This window comes from Tistrella sp., from assembly GCF_002684955.1.
Classification (GTDB): Bacteria; Pseudomonadota; Alphaproteobacteria; order Tistrellales; family Tistrellaceae; genus Tistrella; species Tistrella mobilis.
The window spans coordinates 201,302-218,761 of sequence record NZ_NYWI01000040.1; the positions used below are offsets into that span (position 1 = coordinate 201,302).

Genomic DNA, 17,460 nt, shown 5'->3' on the forward strand with positions numbered 1-17,460 from the left:
CTCGTTGGGCTTCCTGTTCGGGATCAGACGCCAAGGGCGGCCTTGAGGGCGGGCAGATGGCCGCCCAGCGCCAGCAGGCGGCGCTCGGCCGGGCTCGGCGGCTCGAAGGGCAGGCTCCGGCCGCGGCTGTGGTTGACGACCAGGTGGCGGTCCCAGTCGATCTCCAGCTCGTCGCCGCGCTGCGCCAGCCCCAGAACCCCCGGGCAGGCGATCTGCGGGAAGCCCAGGCTCATCTCGCCGCGGTAATAGGTGGGGGCGAAACCCTCGGCGATGACCGCGGCGATGCCCAGATGGCGCATGGCCCGCATCGGCGGCGCATGCGGGTGGCCGTAGCCGAAATTGTCGGCGGCGACCAGCACGTCGCCCGGCGCGGTCCGGGCGGCGAAGTCCGGGTCCTGATCGGCCATGGCGATCGCCGCCAGCTGATCCAGATCCTGGATCTTGATGTTCTTCACGCCCACGATCTGGTCGACATCGTAATCGGGCTGGTCGAACACCCAGGCGACCCGGCCGCGGATGGCCGGCAGCTTCAGGTCCTGCGCATCAGACGGCATCGGCGAACTCCGGATGGCGGCGTGGATCGGTGATGCGACCTTCCAGTGCCGAGGCGGCGACGGTGGCGGCGCTGCAGATGAAGATGTCGGCCTCGGTGCTGCCCATCCGGCCGGGCACGTTCAGCGTGCCGGTGGAAACCGCCGTCTGCCCCGGCGCCATGGTGCCGATGCGGCCATAGCAGAAGTCGCAGGTGGCGGCGCTGATGAAGGCCCCGGCCTCGACCAGTGTGGCGATCAGCCCTTCGCGTGCGGCCTGGGCCATCACTGCATTGCTGGTCGGCACGATGTTGAGCTGAAAGCCCGGCGCGATCTGCCGGCCTTCGAGCAGCTTCGCCGCCACCCTGAGATCCTCGATCCGTCCCGAGGCGCAGGAGCCGAGATAGCCCACCTGCACCGGCCGGCCCTCGAATTCGGCCAGATCGCGGGTATCGGCCGGGCTGGGCGGGGCGACCACCACCGGGCCGAGCGTCGAGAGGTCGAGCGGGATGCGGTCGCGATAGATCGCATCGGCATCGCTGCGCAGATCGGGCAGGCGGATCCGGCCGCGGGCGGCCGAGGCGGCCAGCCGGTCGTCGGGCAGGTCGACCAGGCAGGAGAGCGCCCCCAGGAACATCACCTGGCCGGCGATCGACTGCAGCGCGTCGTCGGAGAGCGTCGCCACCGCCGGGCCGCCCAGTTCCAGCACCGCGAACCGGCAGGTCTTCACCCCCAGGCGGCGGATCAGATGGTGGATGACGTCGCGGCCCATCACGCCCGGCTTCAGATGGCCGGTCAGATCGACCCGCACCGTCTCGGGCACCTTGATGTCGACGCCCGAGCGCACGAACGCCTCGATCAGCGTGCGCCGCGGCAGGTTGACGCCCAGCGCGCCATAGGCGCCGATCTGCGAGACATGGCCGTCGTAATGCACCACGAAGGCGCCCGGGGCGGCATAGCCTTCCTCGACGCAGACCTGATGGCCGATGCCGCGGCGTTCATAAAGCGTGGCACCCGTCTTCGCGCACCAGTCGCGGGTCGCCTGATGGACCTGTTCCTCGGCCGGGGTCGAGGAGGGGACCATATGGTCGATGAAAATGGCGAAACGTTCGGGCGCATCGAGCGCGTCGCGGCCGAAATCCTCGGCCATCATCCTGAAGAACTGGTCGGTGTAGCCCGGGAACTCGTAGGCGAGGACGAAATCCGGCCGGGCCTGCACCTCTTCCCCCGCCCGGACCGCCTTGCGGCCGGATGCGCGGGCGAGGATCTTCTCTGCCATGGTGAAGCCCATGGGGTCAGCCTCCTTGCGCGAGCGCGGCGCCGGCGATATCGCCCTGGCCCGGGGCGGCGGGTGCCGTCCAGTGCCGTCCGGGGATCGCGGCCAGCAGCGCGCGGGTATAGTCGTGGGACGGGGTCTCGAAGACCCGGGCGGTCGGCCCTTCTTCGACGATGCGGCCGCGGCGCATCACCGCCACCCGGTGGCAGATGCGGGCCGCCACGCGCAGGTCATGGGTGATGAACAGGATCGCGAGATCGAGCCGGGTGCGCAGATCGTCGAGCAGCGCCAGGACCTGGGCCTGAACCGAAACATCCAGCGCCGAGACCGCCTCGTCGGCGATCAGCACCTTCGGATCCAGCGCCAGGGCCCGGGCGATGCCGATCCGCTGGCGCTGGCCGCCCGAGAATTCATGCGGCCAGCGATCGGCCGCGGCCTCGGGCAGGCCGACCAGCGTCAGCAGTTCGAACATGCGCCGGCGCACCTCGGCCGCCGGCCGGCCATGGGCAAGCGGTGCCTCGCAGATGATGTCGCCGACCTTGCGCCGCGGGTTCAGCGAGGCGAAGGGGTCCTGGAAGACCACCTGCATCCGGCCGCGCGCCTGTTTCAGCCCGCGCGCGCCCTGCGCCATCATATCGGTGCCGTCCAGCATCACCCGGCCGCCATCCGGCTCGATCAGCCGGACCAGGCAGCGGCCGACGGTCGACTTGCCCGAGCCGCTTTCGCCGACGATGCCCAGCACCTCGCCGCGCCTGAGGGTCAGCGTCACGTCATCCGCCGCATGGACCTCGCGGCCGGATCTGCGCGAGAACAGGCTGCGCTCGCCCCGATAGACCTTCTCCAGGCCCGCCACATCCAGCACCACCGGGGCATCGGCGGGGATCGGCGGGGCCGCCGCCTCCAGCCGCGGCACGGCGCCGATCAGCTTGATGGTATAGGGATGGCGCGGCCGGTTCAGCACCTCGTCCGCCGTGCCCTGTTCGACCACGCGGCCCGCACACATCACCACCACCCGATGGGCGATTTCGGCCACCACGCCGAAATCATGGGTGATGAACATGACCCCCATGCCGGTGCGGGCCTGGATCTCGCGGATCAGCTCCAGGATCTGGGCCTGGGTGGTGACGTCGAGCGCCGTGGTCGGTTCGTCGGCGATCAGCAGGTCGGGTTCGTTGGCAAGCGCGATCGCGATCATCACCCGCTGGCGCTGCCCGCCCGAGAGCCGGAAGGGGTGGCTCTTCACGATCTTCTCAGGCTCCGGCAGATCGACCCGGGTCAGCAGCTCGATCACCCGGCGGCGGATCGCGGTGCGGTCGCGCATGCCATGGGCGACCAGCGCCTCGGCGATCTGGTCGCCGACCGTCATCACCGGGTTGAGCGCGGTCATCGGCTCCTGAAAGATCATCGCGGCCTTGCCGCCGCGCAGCCGCCGGCGTTCGGCGGCGGGAAGGCCCAGCAGATCGCGCCCGCCGAAGACCACGCGGCCGGCCGAGGGCGTCAGACCTTCGGGCAGCAGGCCCATCACGGCGCTGGCCGACATCGACTTGCCCGAGCCGCTTTCGCCCACGATGCAGACGATCTCGCCGCGGCCGATCGTGAAGGAGACCTCCTCGATCGCATGCGGGCGGTCGGCGCCCCGGGGCAGCGGGATGGTCAGGCCCTCGATCGAGAGCAGGGCCCCGCTCATGCCCGCCCCCGGCGCGCCAGGCGCGGGTTGAGGGCATCGTTCAGGCCTTCGCCGACGAGGTTGAGCGCAAGCACGGTCAGCACGATGGCGACTCCGGGGAAGAAGCTCATCCACCAGGCCTGGCGGATCACGGTGCGGGCGGCGCCGACCTGATAGCCCCAGCTCATGAGGTCGGGATCGCCGAGGCCCAGGAAGCTGATCGCGCTTTCCATCAGGATCGCGGTCGCGATCATCAGCGAGGCCGAGACGATGATCGGCGCCATGGCGTTGGGCAGGATCTGGCGGCAGATGATCACCAGATCGCTCTGCCCGCCCATGCGTGAGGCGAGGACGAATTCGCGGCCGCGCAGGCTGAGGAATTCCGCCCGGACCAGGCGGGCCACCGGCGGCCAGCTGACGGCCGCGATCGCCGCCACGGTCGAGGCGATGGAGGGGGTGAGGATGGCGACCAGCACCACCGCGAAGATCAGGCTGGGGACGGTCTGGAACAGCTCGGTCAGCCGCATCAGCGCGTCGTCGACCCGGCCGCCGAAATAGCCGGCGGTGGCGCCGATCACGACCCCCACCCCCACCGTCACCAGGGTGGAGACCAGGCCGATCAGCATCGAGACGCGGGCGCCATGGGCGATGCCCGCGGCAAGGTCGCGGCCCAGCGTGTCGGAGCCGAGCAGGAAGCCGCCGGTCATCGGCGGGGCGAAGGGGCGTCCGGCCATGGTCCAGGGGCTGCCGGGGAAGAGCAGCGGCGCCAGCAGGGCCAGTGCCACCAGGGCCACCAGCGCCACAAGGCCGATCACGGCCCCCTTGTGGCGGGCGAAACGGGTCCAGAAGGCGATCATCGGCTCAACGCTCGAAACGGATGCGGGGATCGATCAGGCCGTAGACCAGATCGGTCAGAAGATTGATGACCACGACCATGGTGGAGGTGACCAGGAACACGCCCAGCAGCACCGAGTAGTCGCGCTGGAGCAGGGCGTTGAAGGCCAGCCGGCCGATGCCGGGCCAGGCGAAGACCGTCTCGACCAGGATGGTGCCGCCGACCAGATGGCCGGCCTGGACGCCGGCCATGGTCACCACCGGCAGCAGGGCGTTGCGCAGCACATGGGCGCGTTCCACCCGGGGCTCCGTCAGCCCCTTGGCGCGGGCGGTGCGCACGAAATCCTGCGACTGCACCTCCAGCATCTGGGCCCGGGTCAGGCGGGCATAGACGCCGGTGTAGAACAGGCCCAGCGTCATGGCCGGCAGCACCAGATGTTTCGCGACCTCGGCCAGATAGGCGAAGCCGCCCGCGGGCGGGGTTGCGCCATGCATGCCGAAGGCCGGCAGCCAGCCCAGTTCCAGCGAGAACAGCAGGATCGCCATCAGCCCCACCCAGAACAGCGGTGTCGCATAAAAGGCGAGCGCCAGGGTGGAGACGACGGTATCGACCCAGCCGCCGGGGCGGCGTGCGGCGATCACCCCGGCGGTGATGCCCAGCGCCAGCGAGATCACGAAGGCGGTGATGGTCAGCACCAGCGTCGCCGGCAGCCGTTCCAGGATGATGTCGGCAACCGGCCGGCCCTGGCGGTAGGAGGTGCCGAAATCGAGCGTCGCGACATTGCCCAGATAGACCAGCAGCTGTTCGTGCACCGGCCGGTCGAGACCGAATCGCTCGCGCAGCTCGTCGAGATAGGCCTGGTCGGTCATCGCGGCCTCACCGGCCATGACCGCGACCGGATCGCCCGGGGCCATGCGGATCAGCACGAAATTCATGCAGGCGATGGCGAGGATGACGGCGACCGCCTTCACGAGGCGCGATGCCGCGCGGTCGAGCTTGACCATCGGTGGCAGGTTTCCTGTGGTGGGGCGGAGAGAAGGGGGGGAGCGAAGACAGAGATCCGGGCGGTGGCAGTCATCGCCACAAGGGGAGACAGATGGCGGCCTGAAGAGGGAGGGCGCCACCGCCCGGCCCGGCGGGGGGACGCCGGGGAGGGGATGGAGGGGGGGAGGGGAGGAAGGTGGAAAAGGCGGGAAGATGGACGGGGGCTCAGCGCTTCGGCAGGCGCACGTCTTCCATCTCGCCATTCAGCCCGGTGGCCCCGGTCACCAGGTTCTCGATGCCCGAACGGTAGAGGGTCGGGAACTGCACCTCGATCAGATAGCCGAAATAGGCCTGGTCCGAGATCCGGTGCTGAAGATCCGAGAAGAGCGCCGCGCGGGTCTCGCGATCGGTCGCGACCGCCGCCTCGCGGAACAGCCGGTCGACCTCGGGATCGTTCAGGCCCGACACATTGGCCGAGGGCGAGCCCTTGACCAGATTGGTCGAGACATAGGCCCGCTCCACGCCCAGCGACGGGTCGCCATACTGGTAGAGCAGGTTGAGGCTGAGATCGTAATCCCAGTCGCCGAGCCGCTTGGCCCAGCCGGCATGATCGGTCGCGACCGTCTGGGTTCTGATGCCGATCTGCTCCAACTGCTGGCGGATATATTCGCCGAGGCGGATATAGGTCTCGCCATAGGGCAGCGGCAGGAAGCGGACGGTGGTCCGCACGCCGTCGGGGCCCTTCTTCAGCCCCATTTCGTCGAGCAGGGCTTCGGCCTTCTTCAGGTCGTAATCATAGGTGACCAGCGCCTTCTCGTCGTAGAACGGCGTGGTCGAGGCGATCGGGCCGGCCGAGGGCTTCGCGAAGCCGAACCACAGATTGTCGACGATGAACTGGCGGTCGATCGCATGCATCACCGCGCGGCGGAAGCGGGCATCGTCCATCGGCGCGCTGCGCAGGTTGAACTGGACCCACATCGTGGGCGACAGCATCTCGTAACCGGCGCGGGTCTCGGTGACGCCGTCGGACGCCGCAAGCCGCTGGACGTCGAAATACTCGACATCGCCGCCGCGCAGCACATCGACCTCGCCGGTTTCGAAGGCGAGCGCGCGGCTGGCGGCATCGGGCACGATCACGAAGTTCAGCCCGTCGAGATCGGGCTTGCCGGCCTGCCAGTAATCCGCATTGCGTTCCAGCCGGATGAAGGCGCCGCGCTTCCAGTCGGCCAGCTTGAACGGGCCGGTGCCGATCGGGGTCTGGTTGGCCGGGTTGGTCTGATAGTCGGTGCCCTCGTAGACATGCGCCGGGATCATCGGCGCCGACGAGGTCTCAAAGCCCATGATGAAGGGCGCGAAGGGCGCCTTCAGGGTCATGCGCACGGTGTGGTCGTCCAGCGCCTCGATCTTCTCCGCCCGGCCGAAATGGCCGCGGGCCCGCGGGTGGACCTTGGCCAGGAAGTCGGTCGCCGAGAACACGACATCCTTTGCGGTGAAGGGCTGGCCGTCATGCCAGCGCACGTTCCTGCGCAGATGGAAGGTATAGACCAGCCCGTCTTCGGAAATCTCCCAGCTTTCGGCCAGATGCGGCCGCGGCTGCAGATCGGGGCCATAGGTCAGCAGGCCTTCATAGATCTTGCCGGCCACGAACTGGGTGGGGCCCTGCTGGTTCAGGCCCAGCATCAGGGTCGGCGGCTCGGGGTGCGCGATCATGCGCAGCACGCCGCCATTGCGTGCCTCTTCGGCCGACCCCCCCGCCGGCAGGCTGAGGGCGAGCAGGGCCGTTGCGGCGGCGCCAAGCGCCGCCCGCTTCCACAATGTCCGCATCTTCGGTCGTCCTCCCGTCGGCCGGCCTGTCGGTACCCGGGCATGGGGTACCCGCCGGCTTCACATCTGCCGGCAGGATTCCGTTAAACGGAAGGCATGTCAATTTATAAAATGAATTTCATTCAATGAAATGATCAGGGCAGGCGACCGCAGGGATGACCGGGCTTTCAGACATAGCCCGGCGCATCCGCATTCACCGCCAGCATGCGCGCAAGCATGCTGGCCAGCTGGCCGCGTTCGTCCTGGGTGAACATGCGGATCAGGTGGCGTTCGGTGGCGGCATGGTCCGCCATGGCCGCATCGGCCAGTGCCACGCCCTTCTCCGTCAATTCCACGATCACGCTGCGCCGGTCGTTGCGGTCTGAAGTGCGGCGGATCAGCCCGTCCTTTTCCAGCCGCAGCAGCAGGTTGGAGATGCCGCCCGACGAGAACAGCATGGTCTGTTGCAGCTGTGACGGCGACAGCCGGTAGGGCGCGCCCTCCACCCGAAGCGTCGCCAGAATGGCATAGGCCGGATATTTCAGCCCATGGGCCGCCAGCGTGGCATTCACCGCCTTCAGGATCACCCCTTCCAGCCGGAGGATCCGCCCGACCACGGCCTTGCCCGAACTGTCGATATCCGGCCGCTCGCGCCGCCAGCGGGCCATGCCGCGGCCGACGGTGTCGAAATCGGCCGGATCGCCCGGCGCCGTGTCGGTGGCGGGCTGGTCAATGGCGGTTTCGTCAGTGGTGGGGGCCGGGGCCGGATCGGTCTGCATCGGCGGGTGCTGCTCCTGACAGTGGCGTCGCCACATCGTGGCCCGGACGGCGATATCTCACAAGTTTCTTTCTTGAAAGATAATCGGAAGAGACCTAGGCTTGCAATCCAGGGAACGCATCGCGGCGGGGAGAGGCTGCGAAGACGCCCCGCCGGCACCACGAACCGGCACCACGAACAAAAGCGCCCCCATGGGCGGGCACCGGCCCGATGGCCGGGTCACAGGCTGGGAGAACACGGGATATGGCGATCGAACGCACCGACCGCGCGCGGCGGCGGATGACGGCAGGCACCGCTGCGGCGGTTATCACGGCAGCGGTTGCGGTTGCGGCACCGGCCGTGGCATCGGCGGAAGAGCTGGTGATCGCGACCTTCGGCGGCTCCTTCGCCGAGGACACCAAAACCTGCCACATCGCGGCTTTCGAGAAGGCGACCGGCGCGACCGTCGCCATGAAGGTCGGCTCGTCCGTGCAGCATGCGGCCGCGATCCGCGCCATGGGCGGGCGCAGCCAGTTCGACGTCGCCTATATGGACGACTCGCTGGCCACCCAGCTCGCCAACGAAAAGCTGCTCTCCGAGATCGACACCGCGAAGCTCGGCAACGCGGCCGATCTGATCCCGGGCGCCATCCCCGACAACAAGCGCTTCGTGGTGTTCATGCTGGGTGCCACCGCGCTTGCCTACAACCCCGAGATGATGCCCGAGCCGCCGACCTCGTGGACCGATCTCGCCGATCCGAAGTGGAAGGGCAAGATCGCACTGGGCGACGTGACCGGCACCTCTGGCATGCAGTTCCTGCTGGCGATGAACCGGATGCATGGCGGCACGATCGACAATATCGATCCGGGCATCGCCGCGCTGAAGGAACTGGCGCCTTCGGCGGTCACCTTCTACACCCAGGCCGACCAGATCGTGTCGCTGTTCGAGCGCGGCGAGATCGCCATGGCGCCCTGGTATCCCGACCGGGTCGGCTCTGCGGCCGACAAGGGCGTGAAGGTGGCGGTCGCCTATCCGAAGGAAGGTGCGGTCGGCATCCGCCCGACGCTCAGCATCCCCGAAGGCGCCCCCCATGCCGATCTTGCGCATAAGTTCATCGACGTGGTGCTCTCGCCCGAGGGGCAGGCCTGCTTCGCCGAGCGGAAATATGCCGGGCCGGTGAACACGAAGGTCGACCTCAGCGACAAGGTCGCGAAGATCGTGCCGACGGGCGAGGCCCGCGACAATCTCTGGTTCCCCGATCCGCAGACGGTCGCGAGCAACATGCCCGACTGGATCCGGCGCTGGCAGCGCGAAGTCACCCGCTGATCCACCCCATGCACCGCTGCGCCGACACCTCCCCCCTCCCTGGGTCGGCGCGGCGGTCCTGAACGGCGGCAGGGACGGGGGCTCTCCCCTCCCTGGCCCCCCGGACGCCTGTCTCCCCCCCCTTGCGGGCGCCCCCTGCCGCCGTTCCTTCCCTGTTTTCAGGTTTCGCTTCAGACCGTTCTCTTCGCCGGCTGCCCCGCCGGCCGGTGCGCGCCTGCGCCGACCGGCCGGAACGGGAAAGCTCTGGCATCGAGGCGCAACCCGACTGCCCTGGATGGACCACCGCCGATGGCCAAGCTGACGATCGACCGACTGCACAAGCGCTATGGCGACACCGAGGTGGTGCGCGACGTTTCCATCACCGTCGCCGACGGGGAATTCGTCTCGCTGCTCGGGCCGTCGGGCTGCGGCAAGACCACGATCCTGCGCATGGTCGCCGGGCTGATCGAGCCCAGCGCCGGGCGGATCCTGGCCGGCGAGGAAGACATCACCCGCCTGCCGCCGCACCGGCGTCGGATCGGGCTGGTCTTTCAGTCCTATGCCCTGTTCCCGCATCTGACGGTGGCCGAGAACGTCGCCTTCGGCCTGAAGCGACAGGGCGTGCGCGGCGCCGAGTTGTCCTCGCGGGTGAAGGAGGCGCTGGCCCTGGTCCGGCTCGACCATCTGGCCGACCGCTACCCCCGCCAGATGTCGGGCGGGCAGCAGCAGCGGGTGGCGATCGCGCGGGCGGTGGCGCCGCGGCCGCGGATGATGCTGTTCGACGAACCGCTCTCCAACCTGGATGCCCAGCTGCGCGACGAGATGCAGATCGAGCTGAAGCGCCTGCAGGGCCGGCTCGGCATCACCAGCCTGTTCGTGACCCATGATCAGGCCGAAGCGCTGTCGCTGTCGGACCGGGTCTGCGTGCTGGCCCATGGCGTGATCCAGCAGTTCGATGCGCCCGAGGCGATCTATGCCCGGCCGGCCAATGGTTTCGTCGCCAGCTTCATCGGCCGGCCCAACCGGCTTCAGGGCCGGGTGGAGACGGCGGGGCCGGCGGGCCGGGTGCGGATCGGCCCCGATCTCACCCTCGCCGCCGCCGATCCGCAGGTCGCGGCAGGCGGTGCGGCCGAGATCATCATCCGGCAGGAAGCGATCCGGCTTCTGGCGCCCGAGGCAGATGCCCCGCATGCGGTGGCGGGCGAAATCGCCTTCCGCTCCTTCACCGGCGCCCGGGTGCAGTATGTGGTGAAGCTGGCGGGCGGCGTGGAGATGATCGCCGAGACATCCTCCGCCGGCCCCGGCGCCGATCTGGCCCCGGGCGCCGCCGTCCGGCTGGCCATCGATCCCGGCCAGGTGTTTGCGATGCCGGCGGGAGGTGCCGCATGATCATGCGCCGCCGCACCGGGCTGGGGCTGGTCTCGCCGCTGATGCTGGTGCTGATCGCGTGCTTCCTGGCACCGGTCATCCTGATGCTGCCGACCAGTTTCCGCGAATACCTGCCGGGCATGGGCATCACCCCCGGCAGCTGGACCCTCGACAACTACGCCCAGATCGTCACCGACGACTATTACCGCGAGGTGGTCTGGCGGACCTTCGGTCTGGGATTGCTGGTCACCGCCATCGCGTTGGTCATCGGCTATCCTCTCGCGCTGATGATCGCCCGCGGCCCGGCGCGCTGGCGGGTGCCGCTGACGCTGGCGGTGATCTTCCCGATGATGCTGAACCTGGTGGTGCGCTCCTTCGGCTGGATCGCGCTGCTCGCCAATCGCGGCCTGCTCAACAACCTGCTGATCGACCTCGGCCTGATCGACACGCCGTTCAAGCTCATGTTCAACATGACCGGCGTGGTCATCGGCCTGGTCCATATCTACCTGCCCTTCATGGTGCTGATGCTGGTGGCGGCCATTCAGGCGGTGCCGCGCGATGTCGAGGCGGCGGCCGCGACCCTGGGCGCCGGGCGGATCCGGACCTTCTTCATGGTCACCCTGCCGCTGACCGCCTCGGGCATCCTGGCCGGTTCCATCCTGGTCTTCGTGCTCACCATCAGCGCCCTGGTCACCCCGCGCATGCTCGGCGGTGCCACCTACCGGGTGCTGGCCACGGTCATCTACGACGAATACATGCAGCTTCTGAACTGGCCGGGCGGGTCGGCACTCGCCTTCGCGCTCACCGTTACCGCGCTGGTGGTGGTGTGGATCTCGGGCCGGCTCGCGAAGCGCTGGGGAGGTCTCGCATGACGCTCGCACCCGGACGCGCCGTGGCGGTCACCGCCGTGCTGGTGGTGATCTTCCTGCAATTGCCGGTGGTGGTGACGGTGCTGGCCGCCTTCAGCAGCACCTCCTATCTCACCATCCCGCCCCAGGGGCTGACACTCGGCTGGTTCGCCAAAGTGTTGAGCGACCCGGATTATCTGAGCGCGATCTGGCTGAGCCTGCTGCTGGCCGTGGTCTCGACCACCATCTCGCTGGTGCTGGGCGTCGCCGCCGCCTGGGCGCTGCACGCGAAGGCCCTGCCGGGGTCCGAGGCCATCGCCTCCTTCCTGATGGCGCCGCTGGTCTTCCCCTCGGTCGTGATCGGCGTCGCCCTGCTGCAATATGTCAGCCTGCTCCGGCTTTATGGCGGCACCGGCGTGCTGATCGCCGCCCATGTGGTGATCACCGTGCCCTATATCGTTCGCGCGGCGCTTTCCAGCCTGGGCGGTATCGACCGCTCGCTCGACGAGGCGGCGCGGGTGCTGGGCGCCACCGGGTTTGAGGCCTTCCGCCTGGTCACCCTGCCGCTGATCCGTCCGGGGCTGATCGCCGGCGTGCTCTTCGCGCTCGTCACCTCGCTCGACAACGTGCCGGTCACGATCTTCCTGCCCGGCCCCGGCCAGCAGACCCTGCCGGTACTGATCTTCTCCTCGGTCGAACACGGCGTCGACCCCAGCGTCGCCGCGGTCTCCACCCTCATGATCGTGCTGACCGGGCTGATCCTGTTCGTCGCCGAACGCCGCACCGGTTTCCACAAATTCGTGTGAGCGGGAGGGAGTCTGTTTTAGCCCCTCTGCCCAAGCGGGCGCTCCCGCGCCCTTGGCCGCCGCCTCAATGGCGGGAGTCTTTTAGTCCCTCGCCGGGCGGGCGCTCCCGCGCCCTTGGCCGCCGCCTCAATGGCGGCTGGGAGTTCAGCCCAACCTCTGCCCAAGCGGGCGCATCCGCGGTGACGGATGAAACCTTACAGTCGGAACGCTGCATCCCATGTCCTTCCATCCCGACGGCTTCCCCCTTTTCCTGACCTTCGACCTCGATGCCGAGACCATGTGGACGGCGCGGGATCCGAACAATGCCAACCGGCCGATCCTGATGTCGCAGGGTGCCTATGGCTGGAAGGTCGGCATCTGGCGCATTCTCGACCTGCTCGACCGCTATGGCATCAAGTCGACCTTCTTCGTGCCCGGGCTGGTGATGGAGCAGCGCCCCCAGGTGGTCGAGGCCCTGCTGACCCGTGGCCACGAGATCGCCCATCACAGCTGGAGCCATGCCTGGATCGTCAACCTCACGCCCGAGCAGGAGCGCGAGGAGATGGAGAAGGGCATCGAGATCATCAGGCGGATGACCGGAAGGGCGCCGCGCGGCTGGCGCTCGCCCGCCGCCGAGTTCAGCCCGATCACCATGGATCTGCTGGTCGAGAACGGCTTCGACTATTCCTCGAACTTCTTCGACGACGACAGCCCCTACATTCACAGCCACAAGGGGCAGAAGACGAAGCTGGTCGAGCTGCCCTTCCGCTGGGTGCTGGATGATGCACCCTTTTTCCAGTACTCGATCATCCTGCCCGGCCGCACCCTCCAGGCGCCCTCGGCGGCGCTCGAAGCCTGGACGCTCGAATTCGACACGCTCTATGCCGAGGACCGGATGATGATGCTGGGCATGCATCCCCAGCTGATCGGCCAGCCCTCGCGGCTCAAGCTGCTCGAAGGCATCATCGAACATGCGCTGAAGCATCCGCGCGTGGTGATCGGCCGCTGTGACGAACTGGTCGATGCCATGCGTCCCGGCCTCGACGCGGCGGCGTCATGAACCGCAACCGGGATTTCGAGGGGCGCCGGATCCTGATCACCGGCGGGGCCAGCGGCATCGGCCTCGCCACCGCCCGGATGATCGCGGATCGCGGCGGCCGGGCCGCCGTGCTCGATCGCGACCGGGCGGCGCTCGACCGGCTCGATATCACCGGCGTCACCGGCCACCTGGCTGATGTGGCCGAAACCCCCGATGTCGAGGCGGCCGTGGCCGCGGCGGCGGCAGAGATGGGCGGCATCGACGGCGTGGTCTGTGCCGCCGGTATCGACCATCAGGAACCGCTGGCGCGGATCACAGATGCCGCCTGGGCGCGCAGCATCGGCGTCAACCTGACGTCCCCGATGCTGGTGATGCGCGCGGCCCTGCCGCACCTGGCCGGGGCGGGAGCGATGGAGGGGGCGGGTGCGGCTTCGGCGGTGTTCATCTCCTCGGCCGCCGGCCTCGTGCCGCTCAAGGGTCGGGCCAGCTATTGCGCTGCCAAGGCCGGTGTCGTGATGCTCGCCAAATCGCTGGCCATGGAGCTGGCGGATCAGGGCGTGCGGGTGAACGCCATCTGCCCCGGCGCCATCGACACGCCGCTCTTCCGCACCTCGTGGGAGCCGACGCCCGACCCGGAAGCGACGCTGGCCGCGATCCGCCGCCGCTATGCGCTGGAACGGATCGGCACGCCCGACGAGATCGCCGCGGCGGTGCTCTGGCTGCTCGGCCCCGAGGCCGGCTATGTCACCGGCGTGGCGCTCGCCGTCGATGGCGGGCGCAGTTTCCACTGACAAGATCCGCGGGCAATCAGAGAGAGGCCGGCCATGGCACGGTTTTCGGGCAGAGTGGTGATCGTCACCGGTGCCGCGAACGGCATCGGGGCCGCAACGGTCCGGCGCTTCCTGGGTGAGGGCGCGCGCGTGGTCGGGGTCGATCTGGATGATGTCGGGCTGGCCGCGGTTTTCGATGGCGCCGGCACTGACGGGATGGCGGTTGCCGGTGACTGCACCGACCCCGCCGTGCTCGGCCGCGCCTACATGCAGGCGGTCGACCGCTTCGGCCCGATCGACGTGCTGTTCAACAATGTCGGCCAGAGCGCCCGCGAGCGCGCCGGCCCCTTCCATGCCTCGGAAGAGGGCGTCTGGCGCTTCGTGATGGAGGTCAGCCTGATCACCACGCTCCGCATGACCCGGCTGGTGCTGCCGGAGATGCGCAGTCGCGGCACCGGCCGGATCATCAACATGTCGAGCGATGGTGCCTTCGCCGGCGATGCCGGCATCGTCGACTATGCCGCCGCCAAGATGGGCGTGATCGGCTTCACCCGCGCCCTGGCGCGCGAGAATGCCGGCCTCGGCATCACCGTCAATGCCGTTGCCCCCGGCGCCATCGCCACCCGCGCCCACGACCGGCTGACGCCCGAGGTGGTGGACCGGATCAAGGCCCAGACCCCGGCAGGCTTCGTGGGCGTGCCCGAAGACGTCGCCGGCGTGGTCGCCTTCCTCGCCAGCGACGATGCCCGCTACGTCACCGGCCAGACCCTGCTGATCGACGGCGGCCGCTGGATGATCTGACCCGGCGAGGTATGCCGTCCGGCGCCGCCGTCTCCGGTCGAAGGTGGATTCCCGCCTCCGCGGGAATGACAATAACATATTGTTTTGAAAGAAGATGATGTCATCCCCGCGCAGGCGGGGATCCACCTTTCTTCTTCGATGAGCCGAACACGAGGACCGCCCCCATGACCACCGACATCACCGGCCTCTCCGCCCGCGATCTTGCCCGCCTGATCCGCCGCCGCGAGGTCTCGGCGGTGGAGGCGACCGAGGCGGTGCTCGCCCGGATCGAGGACCGTGCGGACCTCAACGCCTTCATCACCGTCTGTGCCGACGAGGCCCGTGCCGAGGCCCGCGCCGCCGATGATCGCGTGCGGTCGGCCGAAGATCCCGACACCCTGCCGCCGCTGCTGGGCGTGCCCTATTCGGTCAAGGATCTGACGCTGACCCGGGGGGTGCGCACCACCATGGGTTCGGCCATCTTCCGCGACTTCGTGCCCGCCGAAGATGCCGTCGCCGTCGCCCGCGCCCGCGCCGCCGGCGCCGTGCTGGTCGGCAAGACCACCACCCCCGAATTCGGCCACAAACAGGCCGCCGACGCGCCGATCTTCGGCCGCACCCTGAACCCGATCGACCCGAAGGTCACCTGCGGCGCCTCCAGCGCGGGTGCCGCGGTCGCGGTCGCGGCCGGCATGGGGCCGATCGCGCTCGGCACCGATGGCGGCGGCTCGATCCGCATCCCGGCCGCCTGCTGCGGCATCGTCGGCCTGAAGGCCACCCTCGGCCGCATCCCGCATCTGCAACTGCCCGACCTGATCGCCGCCAATTCCTTCGTCGGCCCCATGGCCCGCGACGTGGCCGACACCGCTTTGCTGTTCGACGCCATCCAGGGCTTCGATGCCCGCGATCCCTGGGGCCAGGGCGTCCTGCCGCCCGAACGCCGCGCCACCACGCTCGATGGCCTGCGGGTCGCCTATCTGCGCAGCTGCGGGACCCGGGTCGACCCGCGCGTGCTCGCCGCCACCGACGCCGCCATCGCCCGTATGATCGAGGCGGGCGCCCGCGTCCACGAGATCGAGATCGATTTCGCCGCGGAAGAGCGCCACTTCCTGGTCATCCTGCAATCCGGCCTCGCCGCCCGCGTCGGCCCCCAGCTCGCCCGCTTCCGCGACCAGCTCGACCCCTCGCTGGTGATGACCATCGAGAAGGGCCTCACCCATTCGGCCGTCGACCTTTCCGCCGCCGCCGCTGCCCGCACCGCGCTCTTCGGCCGCCTCCAGGCCGAACTCGCCCGCGCCGACGTCATCATCTCCCCCACCCTGACGGCACCGCCGCTGCCGGTCGACCAGGACCCCAACGGCATCGTCACCATCGCCGGCGAACCCGCCGGCACCATCCGCGGCGCCTGGTACCCCTACACCTTCCCCCTCAACCTCACCGGCCACCCGGCCCTCTCCATGCCCTGCGGCACCACCCCCGATGACGGCCTGCCCCTCGCGCTCCAGATCATCGGCCGCTGGCACGACGACCGCTACATCCTGGACATCGCCGGGCTGGTAGAGACGGCGCTCGGCTGACGGCCGGCACGCCCGGCGGGCGGGAACCTGCTCCGCAGAACCAGGGCTGCCGCCCTGGACCCGCCCGGAGGCGGGGCCTCCGGACCTCCGGATTTCGCTCCGCCCGCAAATATCATCCGCTTGCCTGCAAACGTCAGCCTCCACCCCGTAAAATAATCGCACAAACTCTCCACAGTCATCCCGGCGAAGGCCGGGATCCAGGTAGTCCTCCATCCCAATGAACGAAAAATACCTGGGCACCGGTCATATCATGCACCCAGTCAGCCATGACCTAAACCCGCATGTCCTGTATCCTTTACGCAAACACGAGCCCGGCCATCGGCCTGTCGGACAACGCCCTGCACAATAAAAGCCGGCCCCGTCTTTCCGGCTGCCACAGCCCCGATAGCCCCCCCAGCCCGACCGCAGATCCACCCCGCCTCACCCGCGAACCCCAAGCTCCCGTAAAACCCCGGGAGGTTCGCGGAAAAAATTCCCCCGATTTTTCAGGGCATTAAATTTCACATGCGTGAATAGTTCATACGATAGAATATCCCCCAACAGAGGTTCGCGCGGATCGCCTTTTTCCGGTCCCCGATTCAGGCTATTAAGAAGGGGTGGGTCGCACCCTTGCGGGTGCGTGGATTGAAACCCCGGCGAGTGGCGCAACGACCGCATGCCGCAGTCGCACCCTTGCGGGTGCGTGGATTGAAACCCGCCGCCCCCGCCGCCACGCCGGCAGCCCCTGAGTCGCACCCTTGCGGGGGCGTGGATTGAAACAGGAATTTTTGCGGACAACCCTGATGCAGGAAGCGTCGCACCCTTGCGGGTGCGTGGATTGAAACGCCCTGCATAAGTAATCGATGAATTGAACCGCTTGTCGCACCCTTGCGGGTGCGTGGATTGAAACGCTGATATCGGCCGCGGCGAGATCGCTCATGCGCGTCGCACCCTTGCGGGTGCGTGGATTGAAACGGTAGAGGGGGTCATTTGCATCCTCCCGATTGTGTCGCACCCTTGCGGGTGCGTGGATTGAAACTCGCGGATTGCCGCTGCTACCAGGCGAGATCGACGTGTCGCACCCTTGCGGGTGCGTGGATTGAAACTGGAGGCTCTGGCCGCCCAGGTGGGTTAGTCGGGTCGCACCCTTGCGGGTGC

General features: G+C 68.6%; 15 protein-coding genes and 1 CRISPR repeat array (1 of these 16 running past the window's edge). Of the genes, 8 read left to right on the forward strand and 7 right to left on the reverse strand.

The genetic code is table 11. From position 1 onward, the window contains the following. Window positions 1-23 precede the first annotated feature (23 nt). The 7 genes from CMO28_RS15025 to CMO28_RS15055 form a co-directional block, all read right to left on the reverse strand. Window positions 24-554: a hypothetical protein gene (locus CMO28_RS15025; RefSeq protein ID WP_062769067.1), complete on the reverse strand. Its 531-nt coding sequence runs from the start codon at window positions 552-554 to the stop codon at window positions 24-26. Beyond that, complete coding sequence (locus CMO28_RS15030; RefSeq protein ID WP_296714872.1) at window positions 544-1,821, reverse strand: 3-isopropylmalate dehydratase large subunit; 1,278 nt, start codon at window positions 1,819-1,821, stop codon at window positions 544-546. The genes CMO28_RS15025 and CMO28_RS15030 overlap by 11 nt, the downstream gene beginning before the upstream one ends. A 4-nt stretch (window positions 1,822-1,825) precedes the next feature. After that, window positions 1,826-3,493 carry an ABC transporter ATP-binding protein gene (locus tag CMO28_RS15035; RefSeq protein WP_296714876.1) on the reverse strand — a complete coding sequence of 556 codons (1,668 nt, stop codon included), beginning with the start codon at window positions 3,491-3,493 and terminating at the stop codon, window positions 1,826-1,828. Further along, window positions 3,490-4,329, reverse strand: a complete 840-nt coding sequence (locus CMO28_RS15040) for an ABC transporter permease (RefSeq protein WP_296714878.1) — start codon at window positions 4,327-4,329, stop codon at window positions 3,490-3,492. Before CMO28_RS15040 ends, CMO28_RS15035 begins: the two co-directional genes overlap by 4 nt. 4 nt (window positions 4,330-4,333) lie before the next feature. Beyond that, window positions 4,334-5,311: an ABC transporter permease gene (locus tag CMO28_RS15045; RefSeq protein ID WP_062768701.1), complete on the reverse strand. Its 978-nt coding sequence runs from the start codon at window positions 5,309-5,311 to the stop codon at window positions 4,334-4,336. A gap of 205 nt (window positions 5,312-5,516) precedes the next feature. Further along, window positions 5,517-7,115, reverse strand: a complete 1,599-nt coding sequence (locus CMO28_RS15050; RefSeq protein WP_296714886.1) for an ABC transporter substrate-binding protein — start codon at window positions 7,113-7,115, stop codon at window positions 5,517-5,519. A 167-nt stretch (window positions 7,116-7,282) separates the two neighbouring features. Beyond that, window positions 7,283-7,873, reverse strand: a complete 591-nt coding sequence (locus CMO28_RS15055; protein WP_062768707.1) for a MarR family winged helix-turn-helix transcriptional regulator — start codon at window positions 7,871-7,873, stop codon at window positions 7,283-7,285. Between the two features lie 242 nt (window positions 7,874-8,115). Between CMO28_RS15055 and CMO28_RS15060 the strand changes: the two genes are divergently transcribed. From CMO28_RS15060 to CMO28_RS15095, 8 genes are all read left to right on the forward strand, one after another. Beyond that, entirely contained in the window at window positions 8,116-9,177 is a 1,062-nt protein-coding gene (locus CMO28_RS15060; RefSeq protein WP_062768710.1) for an ABC transporter substrate-binding protein, read from the forward strand. Between the two features lie 288 nt (window positions 9,178-9,465). Continuing rightward, complete coding sequence (locus CMO28_RS15065; protein ID WP_296714889.1) at window positions 9,466-10,545, forward strand: ABC transporter ATP-binding protein; 1,080 nt, start codon at window positions 9,466-9,468, stop codon at window positions 10,543-10,545. After that, on the forward strand, window positions 10,542-11,396 hold the full coding sequence (locus CMO28_RS15070) for an ABC transporter permease (protein WP_014746358.1): 855 nt from the start codon (window positions 10,542-10,544) through the stop codon (window positions 11,394-11,396). Before CMO28_RS15065 ends, CMO28_RS15070 begins: the two co-directional genes overlap by 4 nt. Continuing rightward, window positions 11,393-12,178: an ABC transporter permease gene (locus CMO28_RS15075; RefSeq protein ID WP_296714891.1), complete on the forward strand. Its 786-nt coding sequence runs from the start codon at window positions 11,393-11,395 to the stop codon at window positions 12,176-12,178. Before CMO28_RS15070 ends, CMO28_RS15075 begins: the two co-directional genes overlap by 4 nt. Window positions 12,179-12,395: 217 nt before the next feature. After that, window positions 12,396-13,217, forward strand: a complete 822-nt coding sequence (locus tag CMO28_RS15080; protein WP_296714894.1) for a polysaccharide deacetylase family protein — start codon at window positions 12,396-12,398, stop codon at window positions 13,215-13,217. Continuing rightward, on the forward strand, window positions 13,214-13,987 hold the full coding sequence (locus tag CMO28_RS15085) for an SDR family NAD(P)-dependent oxidoreductase (protein ID WP_014746355.1): 774 nt from the start codon (window positions 13,214-13,216) through the stop codon (window positions 13,985-13,987). The genes CMO28_RS15080 and CMO28_RS15085 overlap by 4 nt, the downstream gene beginning before the upstream one ends. A gap of 33 nt (window positions 13,988-14,020) precedes the next feature. Then, on the forward strand, window positions 14,021-14,767 hold the full coding sequence (locus CMO28_RS15090; RefSeq protein ID WP_296714899.1) for an SDR family NAD(P)-dependent oxidoreductase: 747 nt from the start codon (window positions 14,021-14,023) through the stop codon (window positions 14,765-14,767). A 164-nt stretch (window positions 14,768-14,931) separates the two neighbouring features. Beyond that, the gene (locus CMO28_RS15095; RefSeq protein WP_296714901.1) at window positions 14,932-16,323 is read left to right on the forward strand and encodes an amidase; all 1,392 of its coding nucleotides are present in this window, start codon (window positions 14,932-14,934) and stop codon (window positions 16,321-16,323) included. A gap of 600 nt (window positions 16,324-16,923) precedes the next feature. Beyond that, window positions 16,924-17,460: a CRISPR direct-repeat array (repeat unit 31 nt; unit sequence GTCGCACCCTTGCGGGTGCGTGGATTGAAAC); it runs 401 nt beyond the window's last position.